Raw genomic sequence first — 23,279 nt, forward strand, 5'->3', positions numbered from 1 at the left:
TCCCCATGCCTGTTGTCCGCCAGACCGCCGCCGAAGAGGCTGAGGTGACCGGCCGCCGTCGTCCGTCCTTCCACACCCTCACCGTGCAGGAGGTGCGCCGGCTCACCGAGGACGCCATCGAGGTCAGCTTCCATGTCCCGGCGGAGCTTGCCGGCAAGTTCGACTACCTGCCCGGCCAGTACGTTGCCCTGCGCACCACGCTGCCGGATGAGGACGGCGAGCCGAAGGAAATCCGCCGCAGCTACTCCATCTGCGCCGAGCCGCGCAGCTTCGAGGACGGCACCAGCGAGATCCGCGTGGCCATCAAGAAGGACCTGGGCGGCCTGTTCTCCACCTGGGCCAACGCCGAGCTGAAGGCCGGGGACACCCTGGACGTGATGAGCCCCATGGGCGCGTTCGTGTCCAAGCACGGCCGCGACGGCGTGGCCGTGGAGCAGAACGTGATGACCTCCATGAACAGTCCGAAGGACATGGAGACAGACCTCGCGGGGGAGGCCGGGAACTTCGTGGCCATCGCCGCCGGGTCCGGCATCACCCCGGTGATCGCGATCGCCCGGACGCTGCTGGCCGCCAATCCGGAGACCCGTTTCGACTTGATCTACGCCAACAAGGCCGCCATGGACGTGATGTTCCTGGAGGAGCTGGCGGACCTGAAGGACAAGTATCCGCAGCGCCTGGCCATCCACCACGTGCTCTCCCGGGAGCAGCGGATCGCGCCGCTGCTGTCCGGCCGGATCGACGCCGAGAAGCTGCAGCAGCTGCTGGGCACCGCCCTGCACGCGGACGATGTGGACGAGTGGTTCCTGTGCGGGCCGTTCGAGCTGGTGCAGCTGTGCCGCGACACCCTGGCCGAGCGCGGGGTGAAGCCGGAGAACGTCCGGTTCGAGCTGTTCACGTCGGGCAAGCCGGACCGCCCGGAGGGCCAGGCCGGCCGTCCCGTGGTGGTGGACGAGTCCAAGGAGACCTACAAGATCACGTTCAAGCTGGACGGCCTGCAGGGCGAGGTGGCCAGCCCCACCCACGCGCGCGAGTCCATCCTGAACGCGGCGCTGCGGGTCCGCCCGGACGTGCCGTTCGCGTGCGCCGGGGGAGTGTGCGGCACCTGCCGGGCCAAGGTGGTCACCGGCAGCGTGACCATGGACGAGAACTACGCGCTGGAGCAGGATGAGCTGGACAAGGGCTACGTGCTCACCTGCCAAAGCCACCCCACCAGCAAGGAAGTCACGGTCGACTTCGACGTCTAATCCGTTTTCACTACAAGGAGCCCCATGATTTCCCTTTCCATCGGCAACGGCATCGCAGAGGTCGTTCTGGACGCACCGCACAAGCTGAACTCACTGGATGAGCAGGCGCTGCGGGATTTAACCCAGGCGTACGACGACGCTGCTGCCGCCGCCTCGCGCGGTGAGGTGCGGGCGCTGCTGCTGAGGGGAGAGGGCCGGGCCTTCTGCGCGGGCCGGGACATCGCCGGGGTCACCCCGGAAAGCGACGACGCTGCCGCGTACTTGGGCGGGCTGGTGGAGCCGTTGCTGAAGAAGATGGCTTCTTTTCCCGCCCCTACCTTTGCCGCGGCGCAGGGGGCGTGCCTTGGCGTGGGGCTGGGGCTGCTGCTGGCCACGGACGTGGTGTACGTGGCGGAGAACGCCAAGTTTGGTTCGCCGTTCGCCAAGCTGGGCGCCACGCTGGATTCGGGCGGGCACTGGTACTTCACGGAGCGGCTGGGCATGCACCGGACGCTGGACCTGATCTACACGGCGGACCTGATCTCCGGGGCAGAGGCCGTGGCGCAGGGCATGTTCAGCCGTGCCATGCCGGCGGCCGAGCTGCTGGACTCCACCCGGGCCATCGTTTCGCGCGTCGCTATCGGAGCCACGGGTGCGTTCGTTGCGTCGAAGGAGCTGGTGGCACACATCCGCGACCAGCGTCTGGGCCTGTGGCAGTCCATGCAGGAGGAGAACGAGGAGCAGGCGCGGCTCTGCAAGACCGCGGACTATGCGGAGGGTTTCCGGGCATTCCAGGAGAAGCGCGAACCCCAATTCCGCGGTGATTGAGCTTGTCGAAATCGAGCTTGGCGAAAACCACCGAAACCTGGTCCACGAAATCATAATTGCCCGCCGCTCCATCAAATTTGTTAAGGTTCAGCTATGACTATGGGGAGAGCTATCACCAAAGCCGTCATTCCTGCTGCCGGATTGGGAACTCGCTTCCTGCCCGCCACCAAGGCAATGCCGAAGGAAATGTTGCCGGTGGTTGACCGCCCGGCCATCCAGTACGTGGTCGAGGAAGCGGTGGATGCCGGTCTCACCGACCTGCTGATGATCACGGGCCGCAACAAGCGCGCCCTGGAGGACCACTTCGACCGCGAGCCCGGCCTGGAGGCTGCGCTGGAGGCCAAGGGGGACAAGGACAAGCTGGGCATGGTGGAGTACGCCTCCAACCTGGGTCCCATCCACTACGTCCGCCAGGGCGAAGCCAAAGGCCTGGGCCACGCTGTGCTCTGCGCCCAGCAGCACGTAGGGGACGAGCCCTTCGCGGTGCTCCTGGGTGACGACCTCATTGATGAGGCCGAGAACCTGCTGGGCACCATGATGAAGGTGCAGCAAAAGACCGGCGGTTCGGTCATCGCCCTGATCGAGGTTGACCCCTCGCAGATCAGTGCCTACGGCTGTGCTGACATCTCGGTTGTTGAAGGCGAGGACTACGTCCGCGTCAACAGCCTGGTGGAGAAGCCGGCAGTCGCTGACGCACCGTCCAACCTGGCCGTGATCGGCCGCTACGTGCTGCACCACTCGGTGTTCGGCGTCCTGGAGAATACCGCTCCCGGCCGTGGCAACGAGATCCAGCTGACCGATGCGCTGCAGACCCTCGCCGCCGGCGAGGGCGAAGGCTCCGGCGTCTACGGCGTGGTCTTCAAGGGCCGCCGCTACGACACCGGCGACAAGCTGAGCTACCTCAAGGCCGTCATCACGCTGGCTTCCGAGCGCGTGGAGTTCGGCGAGGACCTCAAGACCTGGATGAAGGGCTTTGTCGGGTAGTCCTGGCGTTCTATTGTTTTTGGGAGGCCCGTTGCCGGAAGGCGGCGGGCTTCCCTTTTTGCATGGCCAGGAGTGCCACCAGGGCGCCGATGACAGCACCTGACGTGTTGGTCATGACATCTGACGGGCTTGCAAAGCGGCTGTGAAGAAACAGGAACTGTCCCAGTTCGATGCAGCCGGAAACGAGCATTCCGAAAGCTCCGATTTGCCACCATTTTTTGCTGGGAAATGCCAGGGCGGCTACGAAACCAACAGGAATGAACAGGCCAACGTTGGCGGACCGTTCCACAAAGCCGTAGTTAAACCAGCGGGGAATGCCGTTGTGGTGGAGGAAATTCAACACAATGGCCAGCTGCCCTGAGACGGGCTGGTCCACGGGTGTCGGCCAGAAAGCGACGAGCGCCAACGGAACCACCATGGCCGCCAGGATGAGCTGCCACAGCCGGTGGTTGTTGAGGATTCTCAAATGGGCCTCAGGACGTCCGTAGAAGGGCAAAAGCGGCGGTGGCGAAGGCGCAGGCCGCAAGGAGAACGAGGAGGGCGTAGCCCAGCACCTGTGGGCGGGGGAGTGGGACGGAAAAGTCGTATTCGCGTGGTGCCCTGCGCCAATGTCTCCCCATAGCCCTAATAGTTATCACAAAACAAGCGTTGCCTTAGCTTGTCGAAGTCAAGGTTGCGGGAACCCGCAGCATCAACCCCAAAGCAAAAGGTGGGTGCATCTCCGTTTCCGGAGATGCACCCACCTTCTTTGGTGCTAGGAGTTGCTGCGGTTAGGCGGCAACCTCAGCTTTGGCGCGGCGGCGAACCACCACAACAGAGGTTGCACCGGCGGCCAGTGCGCCTGCGCCCACCAGGGTCCACAGGATCAGGCCGGAGTCGGCGCCGGTGTTGGCCAGGCCGCCCGTGTTGGCCAGCGGAGCGCCGCCGGTGGTGCCGGCAGCGGTGCCGCCGGTGTTGGCCAGTGCTGCTGCAACGGTGACGGTGACGGGACCGACGGTTACGCCTGAGGTGTTGCCCTTGGCGGTGATGCTGTACGTGCCAGCTTCGCTAATTGCCAGCGGAACGGAGATCTTGCCCTGGGCGTCAGCGGTCGCGCTAAGCGTCTGCGGAGCCTGGAACACGGGGATCTTGGCGGAGACGGCGGTTCCGCCAGCGTTTGCCGCGCCAGTGGTGGCCACGGTGATCGTGATGGTAATGGTTTCGCCGGGCAGGAAGCCCTGGGCGGTGAAGACGAAGGTCTGGCCCGGTGCGGGAGTTCCGTCAGAGACACCAACCGCCGGCGGAAGTGCCGGGTAGGTTGCGGCCATGGCGGGCGCGGAGCCAACGAGTGCGATTGAGCCGGCAAGTGCGAGTGCGGCGAGTGTTTTCTTCATGTGTGTCCCCCCGGAGACGTTTCAGTTTTGATTACCCGATTTTGGGGAAATGTCCCCTCCACACGAGACCATGTGCAGAACTACGGATAGATATCCCAAGTAGAAGGTACCATCCCGGATAGGTTGTAACCAACCTCAATCCAGTCGGTTTACATAGTGTTAACGCGACCGTCACTGGCCCTGATCGCAGGACGCATTTTCGGTTGGGAGGATGACGTCCTTGACATGCTGGACGGTGGGTGTGACAACCACGTTAGGTTCCGTGTGCTGAACGATTTTTCCGAAAGTGAATTCCACGGTCTTGCTCTCGCCTGGAGCAAGTTGCTGGGCAACGACACCCACCGGTCTGTTCGCATGGATGTAAGGAGCGAAGGGAGTTCTCTGGCCGTCAACGGTGGCTGATTCCACGTTTGCTTGTGCAGGGCCGTAGGCGACGATATTGGTCTGGACCGTACCCGGGGTAATACCGAAATCGCCTCCGCCGGTGACATATGCAGGCAAGATAGACCCGGCGTTGGCGGGAGCCGTATTGGTATTGGTAATGCGGACGGTCGTTTGTTCATAGCCGTCCGCGGGGCACTCTTTCAAGAGTTGGACTGTTCGTTTGACGTAGTAGTCCATCTTGGCGCCCGTGCCATCATTGAAATAAGCACCGAACTGGGCGGCTGACACACTTGGCCCTGAAATTGAGCCGCTAAGAGCGTATTTAGAAATGACGGATTGTTGGGATGCATCGGCGGACCACACCAGTACACGTCCTTCTTCTGTCCCGCGTGACAAGCCACTGATCAGACCCTTGGCTTCGCCCTTCCCGCTGGACAGCGCTACAAAGATCTCCTTTGCCACGCCGGCAAAATATGCATCCTGCAGTTTAGGTTGTTTGATCTTTGCATAGACGTCGGAGAGAAGCGTCGGGACAACGTTTTCACCCGTGAGGACCGTGGGCAGACCCGATGCCTTCACTGATGCCAGTTCGGGTCCATTGAGTGAGACCGGTCCCGTGGACTGGAGGATGTAGCTGAGGACAAGCGGGTCTATGGAAATGACACCATCGACACGTTGGCCGGTTTTTCGTTCCCACATTGCTTGAGCGCTGCTCGCAGCAGTGGGAAAGTCAGGGGTGAGATTCACGTCCTGCAAGTACTTCCCAAGACGGGTCGAGTAGATCTGCTGCTGCTGCGGATCTACCGATATCACTGGGGACATGATGCCGACATCCCCCGCGGTACTCTGTGGTCCCAGGGAGAGCTTGCCTTTGTCGAGGGTGAGAACGGCCAAGGCGCCTGGAATGCCGCCCGAGGCCCGGGCCTCGGCATTATTCTGGATCATCAGGAGGTAGTTTCGTGCCCCATCAGAGCCAAGCATTGACGGGGCTATGTTTGTCGCGTCAGCAGCGACATTGAGCACATCGCTTGCCTGTTTCAACTCCGCGGTTGCTTGGTGAAGAGGGGTAACGATCTGGGGCAGTAGGTTTTCCGCCTGGATAGCATCCAACCGTTCCCAAGAGGCTCGGACCGCGTAGGCAGACGATGAAACGCTCGGCGCTGCCGCCTTGATTGGTTCGAGGTTGGCGCCTGAACCACTAGGTATCAAAGATTCCCAGTTCAAGGAGTCGTAAACGCTCACCAACGGGCTCAAACCTAAAGTCGCCACGTCGTCAGCAGACCTGGCGACTTCGGAGACTGCACCAAGGTTTGGTCCTACCCAGGGAATACCTGAAGCCAAGGTCCATAAAGGATCCTCAGTATCTGCTCTTGCTGCAGATGTGTGTTCCCGAAGCGTCGAAACCGTCTCTTCGGCCAGTTTCGCCTCGGACGAAACGATTTCTTCCTTAAGATGCGGCACCAGATCCGCGGCCGCTTCTAGGTGCGCTCTGATCGAAGTCGCTTTAAACCCCAACCACGCAGCGCTCCCTCCCAACGCGATTCCCAAGGCCAGGAAGGGCAGGCCTATGCGCAGAAAGCGACGCCGTTTAGCTCGGTGGTCGCGTCGCGTGGAAAGGCTTGGCACTTCAGAAAAGGGGGTCTTGGTGACTCTCTGGTCGTCCATTCTAGGGACGACCAAGTCCGCGGTAGGTCCACCCGGCCGCCCGCCACTTAGTTGGATCCAGTACGTTCCGGCCATCCAGTATCTTCAGTCCAGAGACTTTGGCCGCTGTCTCGTAGGGATCAAGATCTCGATACTCACGCCACTCAGTCAGAAGCAGGAGCGCGTCCGCCCGGCGGAGCGCTTCGTCCGTTGAAGCTTCATAATGGAGTTCCGGGAATCGTCGAGCCGCGTTTCCGAGAGCTTCAGGATCAGTGACAGTCACCACTGCTCCCTGCAACTGCAATTGTGCGGCGATGCTCAGCGCTGGAGAGTCCCTGACGTCATCACTCTCTGGCTTGAATGCTGCCCCTAACACTGTTATCCGTTGACCTAGGAGTGAGCCGCCGCAAACTTCCCGGGTCAGTTCCACAACCCTGGTTCGCCGTCTCATGTTGATTGCATCGACTTCGCGCAGGAACGTGAGCGCCTGATCCGCGCCGAGTTCGCCGGCACGGGCCATGAAGGCCCGGATGTCCTTTGGGAGACAACCTCCGCCGAACCCGATACCAGCGTTGAGAAACTTCCGACCGATCCGGTCATCCATGCCTATTGCGTCAGCCAAGAGCGTTACATCTGCTCCGGCAGCATCACACAACTCAGCCATGGCATTGATAAAGGAGATTTTGGTCGCGAGAAACGAATTGGCGGCCGTCTTTACGAGTTCAGCCGTGGGTAAATCTGTTATCAGACGAGGCGTGCCAGCTTCCATCGGCACGCTGTATACGGTGTCCAGAACCTGGACGGCCTCGTGTTCTTCGGAGCCATCAGTGACGCCATATACAAGTCTGTCTGGCTGGAGAGTGTCAGAAACTGCGTGACCTTCCCGGAGGAATTCCGGGTTCCAAACTAAATGTGCATCTGGTACGGCCTCTTGCACAACGCCCGCCAATCGGTTGGCGGTTCCAACAGGAACAGTTGACTTCCCGACGACGACGTCGGTTGGAGAAAGGTATGGGATGAGTGCTGCGGTGGCAGCATCGACAAAGGTCAGGTCGGCCGCATTCTCGCCCTTCTTCTGCGGTGTCCCCACACAGATAAAGTGAACCGCGCTCCCCTGAGCGGACGCCATGTCCGTGGTAAATGTCAGACGGCCAGTTGCTTGGACTTCTTTGAGCAGTTCGTCTAATCCGGGCTCAAAGAAGGGGGCGCGTGCGGCAGCCAGCTCAGAAATCTTTCGTTCATCCACGTCGATACCGACTACCTCGTGTCCAAGCTTGGCCATGCACGCCGCATGGACCGCTCCGAGGTATCCGCAGCCGATTACAGAAATACGCATTTAGTTCTTCCCCTACCAGACGGCACTTGCCGCCCTACACCTGAGAGAGTTACTCACCCTCTATTTAGACCGCACCTGTGCTTGCAAAGACTGCTTTGAATGTTTTCAGGAGAATCATGACGTCACCCATCAACGACCAGTTCTCAACATAGTAAAGATCAAGCCGAATGCTCTCTTCCCAACTCAGATTTGAACGCCCGCTGACTTGCCAAAGGCCGCTCATGCCGGGGCTCACGTACAGGCGCCGATGTGCGGCATCGTCATAGAGAGCGACCTCGCCTTCTCTCTGAGGGCGTGGGCCGACCAGACTCATGCTCCCGCCCAGAACATTCAGCAACTGAGGGAGCTCGTCCAGCGAGAATTTGCGAAGCACCCGACCTAGGGGCGTAATGCGAGGATCGTTTTCAACTTTAAACAGTGGAGTACCCGCAGATCCTTGGGCCCGCAGGAGTGCCTGCAGCTGAGCGTCCGCATCAACCTTCATGGACCGGAACTTCAACATGCTGAATGTCGTGCCCCGTAAACCAATGCGCTCTTGGCGGTAGAAAACTGGGCCCCCGTCGGTGAGCTTTACCAAAATTGCCAGTAATAAGAAGACAGGCGAAAGCATGGCCACCAGCATGCCAGCCACAACCAAATCGAAGGAGCGCTTTGCCACCTTCTTTCCGCCCGTGAGTTTTGGAGTGGATACGTGGATAAGCGGAAGACCGGCTACAGGCTGTGTGTGGATCCTTGGTCCAGCAACATCGGTTAGAGCGGGCGCGAGGATCATTCCGATGTCTCGGGCTGCTAACTCCCATCCCAAACGGCGAAGGTCCTTTGGGTGAATGTTCACGCCGGCAGAAATGGCCACGGCGTCGACATCGGCTTTCAAAATGGACTCCATTATCGAATCAAAGTCCGTTTCCACGCCCGTCACCGGTACTCCGACAACAGCGAGGTCTGCAGCCGCAGCCGCCCCCGGCATGTGAGCTGCAACTGGACGGTAGCCCGCCGCTGGAACACTCAGAAGCGAACGGACAAGGTGCGCAGCCGAATATACGCCACCGATTATGAGTACTCGTGCGCTGCTCTCCCCGCGTCTCCGCTCCAGGGTCAAGTGCTGCCGGACAAGCCAGCGACCGACCAGCAACCCGAATGCTCCTGCGGGGAAAGCTAGGCCTACGTAGCCCCTGGCAGTATCGATGCGCAGGGCGTACGAAACCACCGCGACAGCGCCGAACAACCACACGGAGCTCGCGATTACTCGTTTATATTCTTCCGTTCCTGAGCCCAGAACGCGGGGGTCCCTGGAGCCCCAAAGCTCAAGCATCAGCCACCAGCTTGCAACAAGGGCCACTGAGAGAATGACGTAGTCGGTGTCCTTGGCATGACTGTCGCTGATATCGGAAAAGCCGAATCGAATACCGAAAGCGCCGGCCACCGCCCAGATGACCACACCAGCGTCCACCAATCGGAGACGCGATGTATATCGCCGCCGCCAGCGTTTAGATACGGTTGTCTGGCTGTTCTCCGTTAGAAAAGAAGTGCCCACGTGATAACCCCCACCTTATGACCCTAACCTCGAAGGTGCTGGCTGTTAGCCCGATACCACGCGACGGTTTGACGGATTCCTTCACTCAGGGGAATGCTGGCTGTCCATCCCGCCTTGGCAAGAAGCGAAACATCAAGAAGTTTTTGAGGTGTTCCATCGGGCTTGCTTGTATCCCAGGTCATGTCACCCTGGTAGCCAACGGCGTCCGCTACCAGGGTGGCAAGTTCTTTGATCGTCACGTCTGACCCGGTTCCGACGTTGACCTGGGAGGGCCCGTCGTAGTTCTCAAGGAGATGCAGGCATGCTGCGGCCATGTCGTCGACGTGAAGGAACTCGCGTCTGGGTGTACCTGTGCCCCAGTTCTCGACTGATCGGGCACCGGCCTGGACGGCCTCGTCATACCGCCGGATTAGTGCGGGAAGGACGTGCGAACCTTTGGGGGAGAAGTTGTCCCCAGGTCCATACAAGTTAGTGGGCATCGCCGAGATCCACGGAAGCCCGTACTGCCGGCGGACTGCCTGAACCTGCATAATTCCAGCAATTTTCGCAATTGCATATGCATCATTTGTCGGCTCGAGGTGCCCAGTGAGCAAGGAATCTTCTCTGATGGGCTGCTCCGCATATTTCGGATAGATACACGAGGACCCAAGAAAGAGGAGCCGCTCAACGCCGTGCTCGCGCGCAGCGTCAAGGACGTTGACCTGTATCTGGAGATTCTCTGTGAGAAAGTCGACCGGGTACGTGTTGTTGGCGAGAATCCCTCCGACCTTGGCGGCGGCCAGAACAACATAGCGCGGCTTCATCCGGGCAAAAAAGCTAAAAACGGCGTCCCGGTTCTTTAGATCCAGTTCAGATGAAGTTTGACCGATCAGATTTTGGAACCCCTCATTTTCGAGGTTCCGCCAGATCGCTGAACCGACTAAGCCACGATGACCTGCAACATAGAAAGGTGCCGTCCTATCAAGCGGCCCTACGGAGTAGTCCACTGAACTGCTCATTTCCAACTTGCCAGATCTACGCTATCGATCCAGTGGTTTCCGGCATGCTTGAGAGCTTCCATGTCTGCATCAACCATTATTCGGGCCAACTCGGGGGTATGGACCGAAGCTTTCCACCCCAGCTTTTCTTGTGCCTTGGATGCGTCCCCAACCAGGGCATCCACCTCGGTTGGGCGCAGGTACCGCTCGTCAAACCTGACGTGATTTTCCCAGTTAAGACCTGCATGTTCGAAGGCGATCTGCAAAAAGTCGCGGACCGTGTAGTTCCCACCTGTTGCGAGAACGAAGTCATCTGGCTCGTCGGCTTGCAGCATGCGCCACATGCCCTCGACGTATTCAGCGGCATATCCCCAGTCGCGCACGGCATCCAGGTTGCCCATGTAAAGCAGATCCTGTTTGCCAGCCTTGATGGCGGCCACAGCGCGAGTGATCTTTCGAGTAACGAACGTCTCGCCTCGGCGAGGGGACTCGTGGTTGAACAGAATTCCATTCACCGCGAACATTCCGTAGGCCTCGCGGTAGTTTTTCGTGATCCAGTAGCTGTAAACCTTGGCGGCGCCATACGGGGACCGAGGGTAGAACGGCGTCTCTTCGTTCTGTGGGGGAGGCGTTGCCCCAAACATTTCTGAGGACGAGGCCTGATAGAACTTGGTTTCGATCCCCGACATCCGGACCGCTTCTAGCAGCCGTATTGTCCCAACACCAGTGGTATCACCTGTGTGCTCGGGCTCATCAAAGGAGACCCTAACGTGTGACTGAGCCGCCAAGTTGTACACTTCGTGCGGCCGAATTTCCGCCAGGAGAGTAACCAGCCGGGCACCGTCGGATAGGTCCCCGTAGTGCAGGAAAAGCTTTGCCTGCGGATCGTGCGGGTCTACGTAGAGATGGTCAATCCGTGCCGTATTGAATGTAGAGGCCCTTCGAATGAGGCCGTGTACTTCATAGCCTTTACTCAGAAGGAGTTCGGCCAAGTAGGATCCATCTTGTCCGGTGATTCCGGTAATAAGCGCGCGCTTAGTCATGTTGCCCCCCGTGGTGCGAAAGAAAGAAAAAGTCGCACCGCCTAGCGGCCGCGCGACAACGCCAGACTCGTGATGAGATCATCATAGCGGCCGAGCGCGAATGTTTCTGACAATGTCTTTTCGCGGAAGATGCGGCCTTGCTTGCCTAGGCTGCTGGCGAGATCAGCGTTTTCCCCCAAGGATTCCACGGCTGAAACGAGGGCTGCGGGGTCGCCGGCGTCGACCCGGATACCTGCACCGGAGTTGCTGATTTCTTCAGCTGTGACCGAACCTTCATCGGTAGCCGCTAAGACCGGGCGCCCAGAGGTGAAATAGGAAGTCAGCTTGCTGGGAACGGACATATCCCGAACGCCAGGGAGTTCGTTGACCAGAAGCACATCGGCTGCCTCAAGTGCTGCCTGAAAGTCCGATTGAGGGAGTGCATCCACGAACTCGATTTGTTTCAGTCCCTTGGCGGAAGTCTCCAGCGTTGTCCGCTGATTTCCGTCGCCCATAAGCACGAACTTGACGCGGCTTCCCGTGCTTTCAGCCAAACGAGCAGCTTCGACCACGTTGCTCAGGCCCTGCTTCTTTCCGATGTTGCCAGAGTGGAGAGCAACGATGTCCGTTGCATTCCAACCCAGCTTTCGGCGAACAGCCTCACGGTCGACGGGCTTGCTCGGGGGCAGATGGGTCCAATTGCGGACAACATGAACGGAGTCCGGCTGTACGTGGAGGCCCTCGCTGATGTAGCGAGCAAACCTGTCGTGAATCGCCACGACGGCATCAACGGATCCCAAGACCCTTCGCTCAACCAGCGCCATCCCTCTGGAGACTAACCCGGGCTTGCCGCCCGTTTCGACAATCCCGCGACTGTATATGTCTTGGACCCAAATCATTGTTCCCTTTTGCCGGCCCAGCAATCGGGCACGGAGTAGGGCAATGCCACTCGAGAAAAGTGCAGGACTCACCAGTACGACTACATCCGGCTTGTGCCAGTTCGTAGCCAGGACGCGAACGCCAAAGCTGAACTCCATGTGGAGGCGGCCTAGGGTTGATGGGTGACGCGGCACGAAATGACGAAGCCGCTTGACACCTACTCCGTTCAATGACTGCTTTAGGGACCACCCCCTATAACCTGAATGCACTGACCACTCCGGGTAGTGGGGGTACCCGGTTACTACGGTCACATCGTGACCTCTCTGTGAGAGGCCTTCGGCGAGACTGGTGGTGTAGGGGGCGTTGCCCGAGGGTTCTGGCGCATAGTGCAGCCCTATGATCGTGATCTTGAGTTTTGAGTGAGTCACGAGTGCAACAATAGTGGCCGTGCTGGTGGCAGCGAATATGAGGGGGAAACATGGTTAACGGTCGAAACGTAGGGGAGAAGGCGGACCATGGTGTCCGAGTCGTCGACCTATCACTGGCTCCCGGTGAACGACAGGCGTGGGATCGACCGCGTCCGATCGTCTACCTGTGGGCTCTCGTGGAGATATTAGTCGTCACAAATCCGTTGCAGATCAGCTCCGGACTGCGGGTGAAAGCTCTCCGTGCCTTTGGTGCCGAGATTGGTGACAATGTAATATTTCGACCGCGCACTCGCGTTAAGTTTCCGTGGAAGCTGCACATTGGAGATCGTTGCTGGATCGGTGAGGGCGTTTGGTTCCATAATCAAGATGACATTTATGTGGACAATGATGTCGTCATTTCACAAGAGTCCTTTCTGACCACGGGTAGTCATGCAGTTCGTAGAGACATGGCATTGATTACCAAACCCATCCATATACGGTCCGGGGCATGGCTTACGACGAGGTGCATCGTGCTGGGTGGTTCGAATATCGGAGTCTCCGCCGTAGTTTCTCCAGGTACCATCGTTAAAGCGGGCCAAAATGTTCCCGATGGAGCCATTCTTTCAGCCCCCGATGCCACTGTAGTTGGACAGCGTTTCGCTGTCGACGGCCAAGGATAATAGGAAAGATCCCCAGACAATGAGCGCTAAATCGAAGCCCGTGCCGTACGTCCTGTACTTGGCGGTATTGCCAAAGTATCGAACTGAATGTATGCGCATTTTGTCCGACCGGCTCGGAGACGCATTGCGCCTTTTCGTTAGTCCGGCGCATCTTGACAGCTCCGTGCGAACCGGGATTCCCGAATCGATGTATACGACTGTGCCAATCAAAAGAATTCTTGGGAACCGTGCCTTCGTGCAGACGGGTCACTGGCGCACCGCACTTGCTGCCGGCACAACCATACTGGACCTCAACCCGCGAAGCGTGACTGCATGGTCAGTTTTGTTGAGCCGGCGGCTTCTAAGGCGGCGTACTTTGGTATGGGGACACATCCACCCACAGGCCGGGCCGTCCTCGTCAACGGCGTTCCTTCGCCGAGGTATGCGCAAGCTCGCCGACGGGACTATCTCCTACACTTATCGAGATGCCGAAAAGGCTGTAAATGACATTCCGGGAAGCACTGTATGGGTAGCACCAAATTCTCTGTACCGGGCGGAAGATATAAAGCCCGCTGAGGGGTGTGAAAAGAACTCTGTCATTTATGTGGGCAGGTTTGCGCCAACAAAGAAAGTACGGCTTCTCATCGAGGCTTTTGCCATTGCCGTGCGTAGTGAACCCGAAATCAGGCTGACTCTGATCGGCGGTGGCGAGGAGCTTTCTCTCCTAAAAGGAATGGTCGCCCGACTTGGTATATCGGAACAGGTCGCTTTTCCTGGTTGGATTGATGATCTCAGTTCCCTACGAGAGTACTACTCCACGGCATTCTGTTCAGCTTCTCCGGGTTTCGCCGGTCTTGGTCTGACGCAAAGTCTGGGATTTGGCGTGCCGATGCTGGTTGCCGAAGATGAGCCCCACTCGCCTGAGATTGAGCTTGAAGCTTCTGGGGGAGTGGCCTTCTTCCAGTCCGATACGCCAGACTCTCTAGCCCAGGCGATTCTTTCCGCATGGGAGAAGCGCGCTCAGGCCCCACAGGCTCACTTGTCTGAGTATGTTGAAAGTCGCTACTCCGCCGAAGCTATGGCAAACGGCTTGCAAGATGCGCTTCAGGATGGCCCAACCAATAATGTGAAAGGCTCCAATGGACAACGCAAGTAGGTCAGTTCTGCCTGGCTTCATACGAGGCGCCGTCCGCGCAGTCCTGAGAAGACTTTGTGTTCACGGCAAAGTGCAATTTGAAGATGATTTCAGAGTCGGCCGCGGGGCGATCATCGGCTCGACTCACGGACTCAAAATTGGGCGAGGGGTCTCAATTGGTCCTCGCAGCGTTGTACAGGTGAATGGGGAAATCGGCGATTTCGCTCTTATAGGCATGCATGTCCAGATAATAGGACGGGAAGACCACGAGATAGCCGAGGTTGGTGTGCCCATGTCGCATTCAACTTGGGTTGGTGAGCGTGACGCGCGGGAGCGGGACCAAGTAAGGATAGGGCGCGACGTTTGGGTGGGCGCCTCTAGCATTATTTTGGGCGGTGTTTCTATCGGTGAAGGATCTGTGATCGGAGCAGGTTCCGTCGTCACGAAAGACGTCCCGGCCTACTCGATTGTTGTTGGCAATCCTGCCCGAGTGATTGCCATGCGATTTGCAACTGAAACCGAGCGTGAAACGCATAGCCAAGTTCTCCGGGAAAGGGCGAGTTAGGCTTAGGTATCCATTCGGTTAGTCAACCCTACGGTTCGCGTCTGTCCACTCGTGGCCATTCTGCCGCATCAAGCCGGGCACATCTGGGGCCAGGCAAATCGGCAGAGTAGCGGGTCTCGATTCGGAGCGGAAGGAAAGAGTCGAGCCTGATTGGTCCAAGGTCAGGTGCGTGGTTCTGCCGGCTCGGGAACCGCTCGGGCGCCTGACTGGTGCACTTGTTCCGGTGGATAGGATCTCGTCGGAAATCGGAATAGCAGGGCATGGCCCACGATCCCCCATGTGTCCTTGGACTGTAATGGATTCCGACTAGGGCGTATCAGGAAGTCACAGGCCCGCATAAGCTTTGGGTGCGGCTCTGCTACGGTATGCGGACGAAGCATGAAGTCTAAACATCGACCTACTAACGGCCACGTACTCCTCGACTATGCCGGCCGATAACGATGAGACTGCGACGACGCGAAACGACGATGGTTACTAGCAACAGAGTCAATATGATCGTCTGCAGTACAGCAAATGCTAGAGCTGCCCCTATTGATCCCATCGCCCAAGTCAGAAGGGCGACAAGCATCAATTGTATGCCGACTCCAGATGTAGTGATGAAAGAGACGGCTCGTTCATTGCCTAGAGCCTGCAAAAACGCTGCTACAGGTTGGTTGAGGACGGCGCCGATTGTGCCGACAGCCAAGATTCTAAGAACCGCGGCAGAATCTGCGAAGTCACTCCCGACCAAGACCGCGACAAGCGGCTCTGAGAAAACAGCAACCCCTACACACAAAAGGACGGCTCCGCCTATGAGCATCGAACTACGTTTAAGGAGTGGCCAGGCAGTTCGCCAGCTGCCCATTTTGGCAACGAGTGGGGCCGTGGAGGTCGTGAAGGCTGCTGCCAGCAGACTCATCGGCTGAGTCCATCGATTGACGGCTCCGTAGACGCCGGCCACGGATGCCCCGCCGACGAGACTCATGATCGTAAGATCGAGCGATTGTGCACTTACGGCCGCAGATGAAACCCCGTAGTGCTTTGCGTTCCTCCAGGGATTTACCGATACGGACCAACTGAGATCGGGTTTCTGGTCGCGTGCCAAGATCCACCTGGTTACGGAAGCAGACACGACCGGACCGGCCGCCATAGCCACCCAAAGCATGTGCTGAGGGCCGAAGTCCATGAGGTGAAGTACCAAGAAGCAACATGCCACCGTAAGTCGGTCAATTAACGTAGCGGCTGCAAGTAGATCTGTCCGCCCACGGGCGCGAAGCGGGACGACGAAGCTTTGCCCTAAGAGCTGAGAAAAGGCAATCGGGCCAGCCACCCAGAGAAATGAATCACGAGCAAACACAAAAAAAGTGACAGCCCATAAAGTCAAGCCGGCAGTTCCAATGAGGAGCTTGCCGCTCAGTCTTGAACCGAAGCCGCCCAGGTCCATTCGCTTAGCCGCCATTTCGCGAACGCTGAGAGAGTTTGACCCAAAATCTATGAGTCCGGCAAGCGTCGCGCCAAGCCCAACGGCTGCGACGAGTGGACCGAATATTTCCGGGCCCATAGATCTAGCGCTCAAAATGTAGACAACCGCGACTATGACCTGGCCTGCTGCCGTGCTGGACGCCAGCAAGAGGGTCTGCAGGAGTAACGGTAGGTGCTTTCGGTTGCGCCGTTGAGTAGGTGCCTCCGCATACGGCGATTCAAGGCTACGCACGTGGCATTAGTGCTTCTACGAACATCTCCTTGTTGGCCGACAACTTAGCTTCACTACGTCCAGAGGTGAGAGCACGTTTCATCGCTGACTTTAGCTTAGGGGTCTTTAACGGCGTCCACTCAGCCATACCGCCGAGCGCTCTAATGTCGTGGCGAAGACTGTTTGCTCCGGCCGCAAGAATCTGTGTACCGGCGCAGGCCGCCTTGCCAAGAAGCCCGCTAGGGCCTTCGTTAGAGTGAGCTAACACTAGACAGTTGCTCGCGGCCACGGCGGCGTCAAGTTCAGTGTTACTGAGTGTCCTGTCGATCACTACGAACTCAATGCCTGCAGCTTCACATTCAGATCGGAAGGTCAGCAAGTCTGACTTCAAGTCTCCGTCAACGCTTCCAGCGATCAGAAGCCCAAGAGATCCAGCTGCGTAGTCAGTTTTGGAAAGGGCGATAAGACTTTCGACCACCAACGGAACATTCTTCCGCACAGTTACCGCACCAAGTACAGCAAACCAGTAAGTGCCCGAGGATAGTCCCCATTCACTGCGGACACCCGCCACGTCTTGGTGTGTACATTCCAGCTCAACTGGGTCCTTCGCTACGCGGAATAGCGACCTTCCCTCCCAAGTGGCTGATTTGAGGACAGACACCTCTACATTTCGAACCGACGATGCTCGGAACATCAAGGTGCGCTTGGCGGCTGTCTTCAACCATGTGATAGGACTCGACGCGCGTCCTTGCGCTTTTTCCCTCATGATAAGGATCGAAAGAGTCCCTGCACCCCGCCAACTGCCGGTGCTGGCAACCTGCCTTGCCAGCACGTCTGCGTCAGTAACGATCGTGCGAGAGACATTAAGTTCTGAACTAAGCCGTTCGAGTTCACGGAGTCCGAAGCCTTCGATAGTGCTGAGCCTAAAGTTGTCTGACAGGTCATTTAGGTGGATGTTGTACTCAGCTGATTCGGACGCGCCTGACGGGAGCCCTATATGGACTTCAACTCCTCTGCTCAGTGCTTCTATCAATAACAGTCGGACATATGCCAAGCGATGCCCGGAAACTCGCGGTTCGGCCAGGAGTAGTCGCGAAACTGTGCCCATTAGCGGCTCAGATCGTTTCTGGGAAAGCGCGTTGCCGGCGCTTCTTCGTAATCGTAGAGAGCGGAGTCATAATCCGTTTGAACTCTTCGACCTTGAGCGTTTCCCTTAGTGCTCATATCTGAGTTTCTATCCAAGAATTCGCTTGTCGAACTGACGCGATTGCTTTCATCGTTGGTGTAGTAACCGTATGCGTATGCATCGGGACCCTTAGCCGGCAAACGATTTAGTACAACCCCAAGAATGCGGGCGCCAACCAGCTCCAACGATCCGAGAGATTTCTGAACGTCCTGCGTTTTGGTTCGCTGTGAGCCGACCACAAGTACAACTCCACCAACACTTTGTGAGAGAACCGCGGCATCAGTTACGGGTAGCAGTGGCGGGGCATCGATTACAACTACGTCAAACGACTGCTCGAGTTCACCAACGAGGTTCTTCATTACTTCCGAACCTAAAAGCTCGCTGGGATTAGGCGGGATCCTGCCTGAGGTAAGGACGAAGAGGTTATCTTCTCCCCAAGGCTGCAAAAGGTCAACAACTTCAGCTTGTCCGATCAGAGCTGTGGTTAACCCGGCGTTTCGATCAAGACCAAGATACTCGTTGACCATTGGCCTGCGAAGATCTGCATCGACCAAACAAACTGCTTGCCCAGCCTGCGCCAGCGTAATGGCCAGGTTAGTTGCCGTGGTGCTCTTTCCCTCACCGGGGAGAGACGACGTTACTAGAACGGAAGTTGCCTTCCCTGAAGCGTTAGCGAAGTGCAAGTTGGTCCGAAGCTGTCGGAAAGACTCAGCCCGCGGAGAGTGGGCGTGGCGTTGGGCCAGCAGGGGTTCTTTGGCCGCCACAGGGTCAAACGCAATTCCTCCAAGCAACGGTAGTTCAGTAATTTTCCTTAGTTCGGCTTCTCCCCGAATTCGGTTGTCGAGGCTAGACCTAACGAACGCTGCAACGCATCCTGCTACCAGACCGAGCGCGAGGCCCAACAACAGATTTAGTTTGGTGTTCGGGGCCGACGGCGCAATCGGGACGGAGGCTGGAGTGATGACCGAAAGGCTAATAGGGGAGGCTCCACCCGACTTTGGACGCTCAAGCGTGTCCACAGCTTTTATAAGGCTGTCCGCGACGGATTGCGCTATGGCCGACGCTCTGACGGGAGAGACGTCACTAACCGCGATTGTGATCAAGACAGTATTCAGATCGGCTGTTGCTTTGACCTTCTCAGCTAGTGCTTCGGGCCTGACCTCAAGCCCCAGAGAGTCGATCACAGGTTGGAGTACAACAGGGGTCTCAACTGTCTTCACGTACGACTGGACTCTAGCTTGGCTAAATGTGTTGCCTTGCTGAAGCTCCTGAGCTGAGCCCGAATTCTGGATGGCAACAAAAAGTTGCGTCTCAGCTGTGTATGTCGGTTTGATCAGCATCGATAGGCCGCCGCCCACGAGCAAGCCCAAGAAGGTTGTAGCCGCGATTGTCAACCAATTGCGCCGAAAGATACGCCAGTAGTCACGTATATCCAATTGGTGGCCCCCTAGTTCATTTTTTTGGAGACCTGCCGTCCGGCCAGCCACCAGTACGGCATTATCAGTGCGGTGATGTAATCATACCTGCTGCCGTTCGCTGCCTGACTCCGCCGTTACCGCTTACGTCAGCGGTACCTGCGCAGGAGAGATCCTGACGTCAAACGAGACCCCACGGCAGGCCACGTTTGGGCCTAACAACTCCTGACAATAGATTCTGGCAGCTGCCGGTGAGTGTGGTACCTGTCCCAACTAAAGACCCCTTAGGCCATCCCGGATAGAACGGATTGTGAGGGTGTTGTCAGTTGGGGAATCGGCGGGACTTGTCAACACTGTGAATTTGGGGATCGGTCTACTAGTCCGCATGTTTGGTAGCTGCGCTGTTCGTTGCCGGGCTCGCCTTGACCAGGAATCCGCACCGCTTAGAGCTCGTGCTGCAGGTTGTGCGGTGACTATCTTGATGGCATTCATCTGGTGGCGACGCGGTGTGTAGGGGGCATGCCAAGTCGTTGAATGAGAGTCTTTGCGATTTGTAAACGCATGGTTAGACAGTCTCTGTTCATGTGTTTATGGCGGGGAGAAGCTGGCATGGCTAGCTCTCGTTCACAGGAACTGGGTGAGGAGATGGGTACAATCGGTCACCAAGACGAACGCACACTGCATTGCGGGAGGTACGGATTAACAATGTCGGAATGGCTTGATGTCGGCACGGACAACTATGTACTGGTCACTGAAGGATCTCTGCTGAATACGGGCCTGATCGTCGGCTCCGAACGAGCCATGGTCATCGACACCGGATGCGGACCCCGCCAAGGACGCGAGATCTTGGACGCTGTCAGGGAAAAGACCGGCCTCCCCCTTGTGGTGGTCAATACGCATGCCCACTATGATCACTTCTTCGGCAACGCCATCTTCGCGGAAGCCGAGGTGACAGAATTCTGGGCGCATCAGAACTGCGCCACGGAGATCGACCAGCGCGGTGACCTGCAGCGCCGGCACGTTGGAACCTTGGAGCCTGAGATGGCGGCAGGTGAGGGCGAGAACGTCCAGCTCGTGGTCCCTAACGCCATCGTCAAAGACCAGCCCGTCTTGGTAGATCTCGGCGGCTTGACAGCAACCCTGTTTTACCTTGGGCGTGGCCACACCGATGGGGATCTTCTGGTAGGCACCCCCAGCACACTCTTTGTGGGCGACCTGGTGGAACAAGGCGCCCACCCTTCCTTCGAAGATTCTTACCCCGAGGAATGGGCCGATGCGCTCCGCCACATCTCCGCCCTCCGGCACCGCTACGAATTCCTGATCCCGGGCCACGGAAGGCCCTGCAGTGACCAATTCGTCAAAACAATGGCCAACACCATGACGACGGCCGTACGCCAGGCCCGGCAGTCCATCCGCGACACCCCCAATGACGCCACCAAGGCTATTCCTGTTCTGCCCTACGGACCTGAGCAGTCCAGGTGGTTCATCAAGCGTCTACAGGAAACGCGCTGGGAATCTAGCCGAGAGCCGAGAAGCGTGTAATCCAGCGACAATCGTCTCATCGAAAGATCGTCGTTTGGGCGCAAGCCTTATAAGCGTTGGTTGTAGCCACTGGGGTCCAAAACAGTCGGACAGAACCGGTCTTATTGGCCGCATATCATTAGTGCATGGAATCTGGGGGATCAATACGCTGGAAGCTCGCTGGAGTCGTATTTCTGGCGGTTATCGCCATCGCTGCGGCAGGTGTGGCGCTACTTCGCCCGATGACCCCGCCATCCGTTTCGGAATCTGTGGCGAACTACACGCCACCCCCACAACCGACATTCCAAATCATCAACGCGGTGGTTTTTGGGGACTCGATCGCGCATGGCTCCGGGGCGTCAGACACCCAGATCGGCTGGGCTGGGCGGCTAAAGCGTAACCAGACTTGGAACATGACTAGCCTTGCCCGCGGCGGGACGGGGTTTGTCTCGTCCGTTGAGCGTGCAGTTGCCGCCCAAGAGTCGTGCCGACTCGATAGGTGCCCGAACTTCCGCGAAATGATTGAGGCTGCTAAGGCAGTGCATCCGGATCTCATCATCGTCAGTGGTGGCCGAAATGACATTAGGCTTTCGGCTGCCAGTGAGGCCATCGCCATAAATGAGTTCTTCACGACGCTGCGGACGACATTCCCGGAAGCAAAGATCATTGCCACCAACGCCCTGTGGGACGCAACGACGCTGCCGCCGGGGCTCGATGGAATATCAGCAACAATCCAAGAATCGGTAACTTCAGTCGGCGGCGCTTACTTTGACCTCGGCCAACCACTCCAAGGCAAGCCTGAGCTGGTGGCTCAGGACGGTTCACATCCGAATGATCGAGGGCACGAACTGATCTTCGGGCTCATGCTGGATCGTCTGCGTGAAGCAGGGCTGGCGAGGGGCTAGGCAGTCTCGATGGCCTCTGAGACTGACCTCATTGAGCACGCCAACAGGTTCCCGGCCAAGGGCCGGTAGAATCTTTCTCATGACTTCTGGGGGGTTTCAGCTGCTTGGACTTGCTCTGCTAACAAGCGTCATTACGGCGATGGCAGTTCTGGGTGGAATGCTTGGAATCCTCGCAGCAGTTGCCGTCATCGTGATGACGTTTGTGTTCATTTACAAGCCGACGATGGCGGCACCTTTGCTGGTGCTGGTGGGTATGGTGCTGGCCCGACCTAACATCTGGGGCGAGCAGTACTCGATGGTAAGTATCGGCTTCTTCGGCCTTGCTGCGGGAATTGCACTGGTCCAGGATAAAGGCGGTTTTCTTTTTGATCGACGAGAATTCCGTGGCGTTCGCAGCCCGCTGCTTTGGGTATCGGCCGCATATATTTGGCTGCTTCTACGTGTATCCAGTCAAGGCCTCGATAGCACCAGCCAAACGGTCAACGGCCTGGTGGCTGCCGCCGCCTGCCTTGTGTCAGTTGTCTTTGTGGTGGGTGAGAAGAAGCGTCGCGACTACCTCATAAAGGGCTTCATTTTTGCGGTGTTGCTCGTGTCGTCCTCGTACGTGGTCACTGCTGCTTTCTGGGCCGCGTTTGGTGTCGGGTCTGGAGTTGTCGGACACATGTTTATTGGTAACTGGCCGGCGCCGCAACCCGTGTATTTCCCCTTCACCACCACCGTTGCTTCACAGCCTGTTCTTGGGATGATTCTTCCCCGGTTCGTAGGCTTTGCTCGTGAACCAGGGTGGATGGCCATGTATTCGGCCGTGGCGTTCTTCCTCATGCCACTGGCCGGATGGCACCGCAAGTTCTTTAAGCTCGTCGTACTCGTCGGGCTACTAGGTACGCTTTCTACTGCCGGATTCGGCATCCTAGTTGTTTGCCTCGCGCTCAGGTTCACCTTCAGCCGCAAGTCCAAGTCCGACATCGGCGCAGTCCTCCGGCTGGCATTCGGAGTTGGCTTTGTCGTTTTCGCTATCTGGGCCGCCTTCAACGCACCGATCCTTGGTTTTGACGCCAAGGGTGCTCAGAACGGGATTTCACTCTCAGAGCGAACGGCAGCAACAAACATGGGCGTCTGGGCCTTCCAGCACGACCCGTTCTCGGGTGGCCTCGCAGCCGACAAAGTGGGAGCCGTGAACCTCGTTGCGGCAGTGGCCGCGTACGGGCTCCCGTTCTCCGTTGCGATGGGTCTGGCAACGACGGCGCCAATTCTCCGACACAAGAACCGCCGGGTGCTCATACCGATAGTTACAGTCGTATTCCTTACCCTGCTCATGTCGCAGCCGTCTCTTGACTCGTCCTGGGCATTTGCGTTGGTGATCATTGCGGCAGCCGCTGCCATCGACCCGGCCGCGCCCCCAATGAAGAAAGCGCCGCCGAAAGCGAAGACGGGGCAGCTGCCATCGCACTACCAGCATCCGGCTGCGGAGAAAGCTTTGAAAGCCTCCGCGCTGTCAGATTGATTGGCGTTGCCTGCCTCCCGGAGACAACGTCAGTCGGGCTCTAGCCATGAGATCGATGAGGATTGCCGTGGTTCCAGCCGGGACAATGTACTCCTGATAGACCCACTAGTTACGGCCGTAGTGATG

Annotated in this window: 18 protein-coding genes; 8 read left to right on the forward strand and 10 right to left on the reverse strand. The window is 58.0% G+C overall.

Annotation, left to right across the window (positions count from 1 at the left end; genetic code table 11):
* The first annotated feature begins 5 nt into the window (after positions 1 to 5).
* From paaE to galU, 3 genes are all read left to right on the forward strand, one after another.
* A complete protein-coding gene (gene paaE / locus DC347_RS10405) occupies positions 6 to 1,244 on the forward strand; it encodes a 1,2-phenylacetyl-CoA epoxidase subunit PaaE (protein ID WP_109045334.1) in 1,239 nt (412 codons plus the stop codon).
* A gap of 24 nt (positions 1,245 to 1,268) precedes the next feature.
* Positions 1,269 to 2,051 carry an enoyl-CoA hydratase/isomerase family protein gene (locus DC347_RS10410; protein ID WP_109045335.1) on the forward strand — a complete coding sequence of 261 codons (783 nt, stop codon included), beginning with the start codon at positions 1,269 to 1,271 and terminating at the stop codon, positions 2,049 to 2,051.
* 93 nt (positions 2,052 to 2,144) lie between these two features.
* Positions 2,145 to 3,035 (forward strand): UTP--glucose-1-phosphate uridylyltransferase GalU, encoded by an 891-nt coding sequence (gene galU, locus DC347_RS10415; RefSeq protein ID WP_109045336.1) that lies wholly within the window; start codon positions 2,145 to 2,147, stop codon positions 3,033 to 3,035.
* Positions 3,036 to 3,045: 10 nt separating this feature from the next.
* Here the strand turns inward: galU and DC347_RS10420 are convergent, their stop codons facing one another.
* The 8 genes from DC347_RS10420 to DC347_RS10455 form a co-directional block, all read right to left on the reverse strand.
* Entirely contained in the window at positions 3,046 to 3,501 is a 456-nt protein-coding gene (locus DC347_RS10420; RefSeq protein WP_109045337.1) for a VanZ family protein, read from the reverse strand.
* A gap of 304 nt (positions 3,502 to 3,805) precedes the next feature.
* Positions 3,806 to 4,408: an LPXTG cell wall anchor domain-containing protein gene (locus DC347_RS10425; protein ID WP_109045338.1), complete on the reverse strand. Its 603-nt coding sequence runs from the start codon at positions 4,406 to 4,408 to the stop codon at positions 3,806 to 3,808.
* Positions 4,409 to 4,579: 171 nt separating this feature from the next.
* Positions 4,580 to 6,307 carry a DUF4012 domain-containing protein gene (locus DC347_RS21650; protein ID WP_240617749.1) on the reverse strand — a complete coding sequence of 576 codons (1,728 nt, stop codon included), beginning with the start codon at positions 6,305 to 6,307 and terminating at the stop codon, positions 4,580 to 4,582.
* 151 nt (positions 6,308 to 6,458) lie between these two features.
* Positions 6,459 to 7,772 carry a UDP-glucose/GDP-mannose dehydrogenase family protein gene (locus tag DC347_RS10435; protein WP_109045339.1) on the reverse strand — a complete coding sequence of 438 codons (1,314 nt, stop codon included), beginning with the start codon at positions 7,770 to 7,772 and terminating at the stop codon, positions 6,459 to 6,461.
* Between the two features lie 64 nt (positions 7,773 to 7,836).
* Positions 7,837 to 9,306, reverse strand: a complete 1,470-nt coding sequence (locus DC347_RS10440) for a sugar transferase (RefSeq protein WP_109045340.1) — start codon at positions 9,304 to 9,306, stop codon at positions 7,837 to 7,839.
* 23 nt (positions 9,307 to 9,329) lie between these two features.
* Positions 9,330 to 10,304, reverse strand: coding sequence for a GDP-L-fucose synthase (locus DC347_RS10445; protein ID WP_109045341.1), 975 nt, complete (start codon positions 10,302 to 10,304; stop codon positions 9,330 to 9,332).
* On the reverse strand, positions 10,301 to 11,326 hold the full coding sequence (gmd, locus tag DC347_RS10450) for a GDP-mannose 4,6-dehydratase (RefSeq protein WP_109045342.1): 1,026 nt from the start codon (positions 11,324 to 11,326) through the stop codon (positions 10,301 to 10,303). The genes DC347_RS10445 and gmd overlap by 4 nt, the downstream gene beginning before the upstream one ends.
* A gap of 41 nt (positions 11,327 to 11,367) precedes the next feature.
* A complete protein-coding gene (locus DC347_RS10455; protein WP_165838014.1) occupies positions 11,368 to 12,612 on the reverse strand; it encodes a glycosyltransferase family 4 protein in 1,245 nt (414 codons plus the stop codon).
* Positions 12,613 to 13,290: 678 nt separating this feature from the next.
* Between DC347_RS10455 and DC347_RS21805 the strand changes: the two genes are divergently transcribed.
* Together DC347_RS21805 and DC347_RS21925 are read left to right on the forward strand one after the other, a co-directional pair.
* Positions 13,291 to 14,406: a glycosyltransferase gene (locus DC347_RS21805; protein WP_109045345.1), complete on the forward strand. Its 1,116-nt coding sequence runs from the start codon at positions 13,291 to 13,293 to the stop codon at positions 14,404 to 14,406.
* 271 nt (positions 14,407 to 14,677) lie between these two features.
* Positions 14,678 to 14,950, forward strand: a complete 273-nt coding sequence (locus DC347_RS21925) for a DapH/DapD/GlmU-related protein (protein WP_304598360.1) — start codon at positions 14,678 to 14,680, stop codon at positions 14,948 to 14,950.
* Between the two features lie 400 nt (positions 14,951 to 15,350).
* Here DC347_RS21925 and DC347_RS22165 read toward each other — a convergent pair whose 3' ends face one another.
* Both DC347_RS22165 and DC347_RS10480 read right to left on the reverse strand, forming a co-directional pair.
* A complete protein-coding gene (locus tag DC347_RS22165) occupies positions 15,351 to 16,490 on the reverse strand; it encodes a polysaccharide biosynthesis C-terminal domain-containing protein (RefSeq protein WP_133247079.1) in 1,140 nt (379 codons plus the stop codon).
* A gap of 1,239 nt (positions 16,491 to 17,729) precedes the next feature.
* Complete coding sequence (locus tag DC347_RS10480) at positions 17,730 to 19,244, reverse strand: polysaccharide biosynthesis tyrosine autokinase (protein ID WP_109045348.1); 1,515 nt, start codon at positions 19,242 to 19,244, stop codon at positions 17,730 to 17,732.
* Between the two features lie 684 nt (positions 19,245 to 19,928).
* Between DC347_RS10480 and DC347_RS10485 the strand changes: the two genes are divergently transcribed.
* The 3 genes from DC347_RS10485 to DC347_RS10495 all read left to right on the forward strand — a co-directional run bounded on the left by DC347_RS10485 (position 19,929) and on the right by DC347_RS10495 (position 23,153).
* A complete protein-coding gene (locus DC347_RS10485) occupies positions 19,929 to 20,765 on the forward strand; it encodes an MBL fold metallo-hydrolase (RefSeq protein ID WP_109045349.1) in 837 nt (278 codons plus the stop codon).
* A 125-nt stretch (positions 20,766 to 20,890) separates the two neighbouring features.
* A complete protein-coding gene (locus DC347_RS10490) occupies positions 20,891 to 21,649 on the forward strand; it encodes an SGNH/GDSL hydrolase family protein (RefSeq protein ID WP_109045350.1) in 759 nt (252 codons plus the stop codon).
* A 79-nt stretch (positions 21,650 to 21,728) separates the two neighbouring features.
* Positions 21,729 to 23,153: a hypothetical protein gene (locus DC347_RS10495; RefSeq protein ID WP_133247080.1), complete on the forward strand. Its 1,425-nt coding sequence runs from the start codon at positions 21,729 to 21,731 to the stop codon at positions 23,151 to 23,153.
* Positions 23,154 to 23,279: the final 126 nt, after the last annotated feature.

Origin of the sequence: Pseudarthrobacter sp. AG30 (assembly GCF_003116525.1) — a bacterium.
GTDB lineage: Bacteria > Actinomycetota > Actinomycetes > Actinomycetales > Micrococcaceae > Arthrobacter.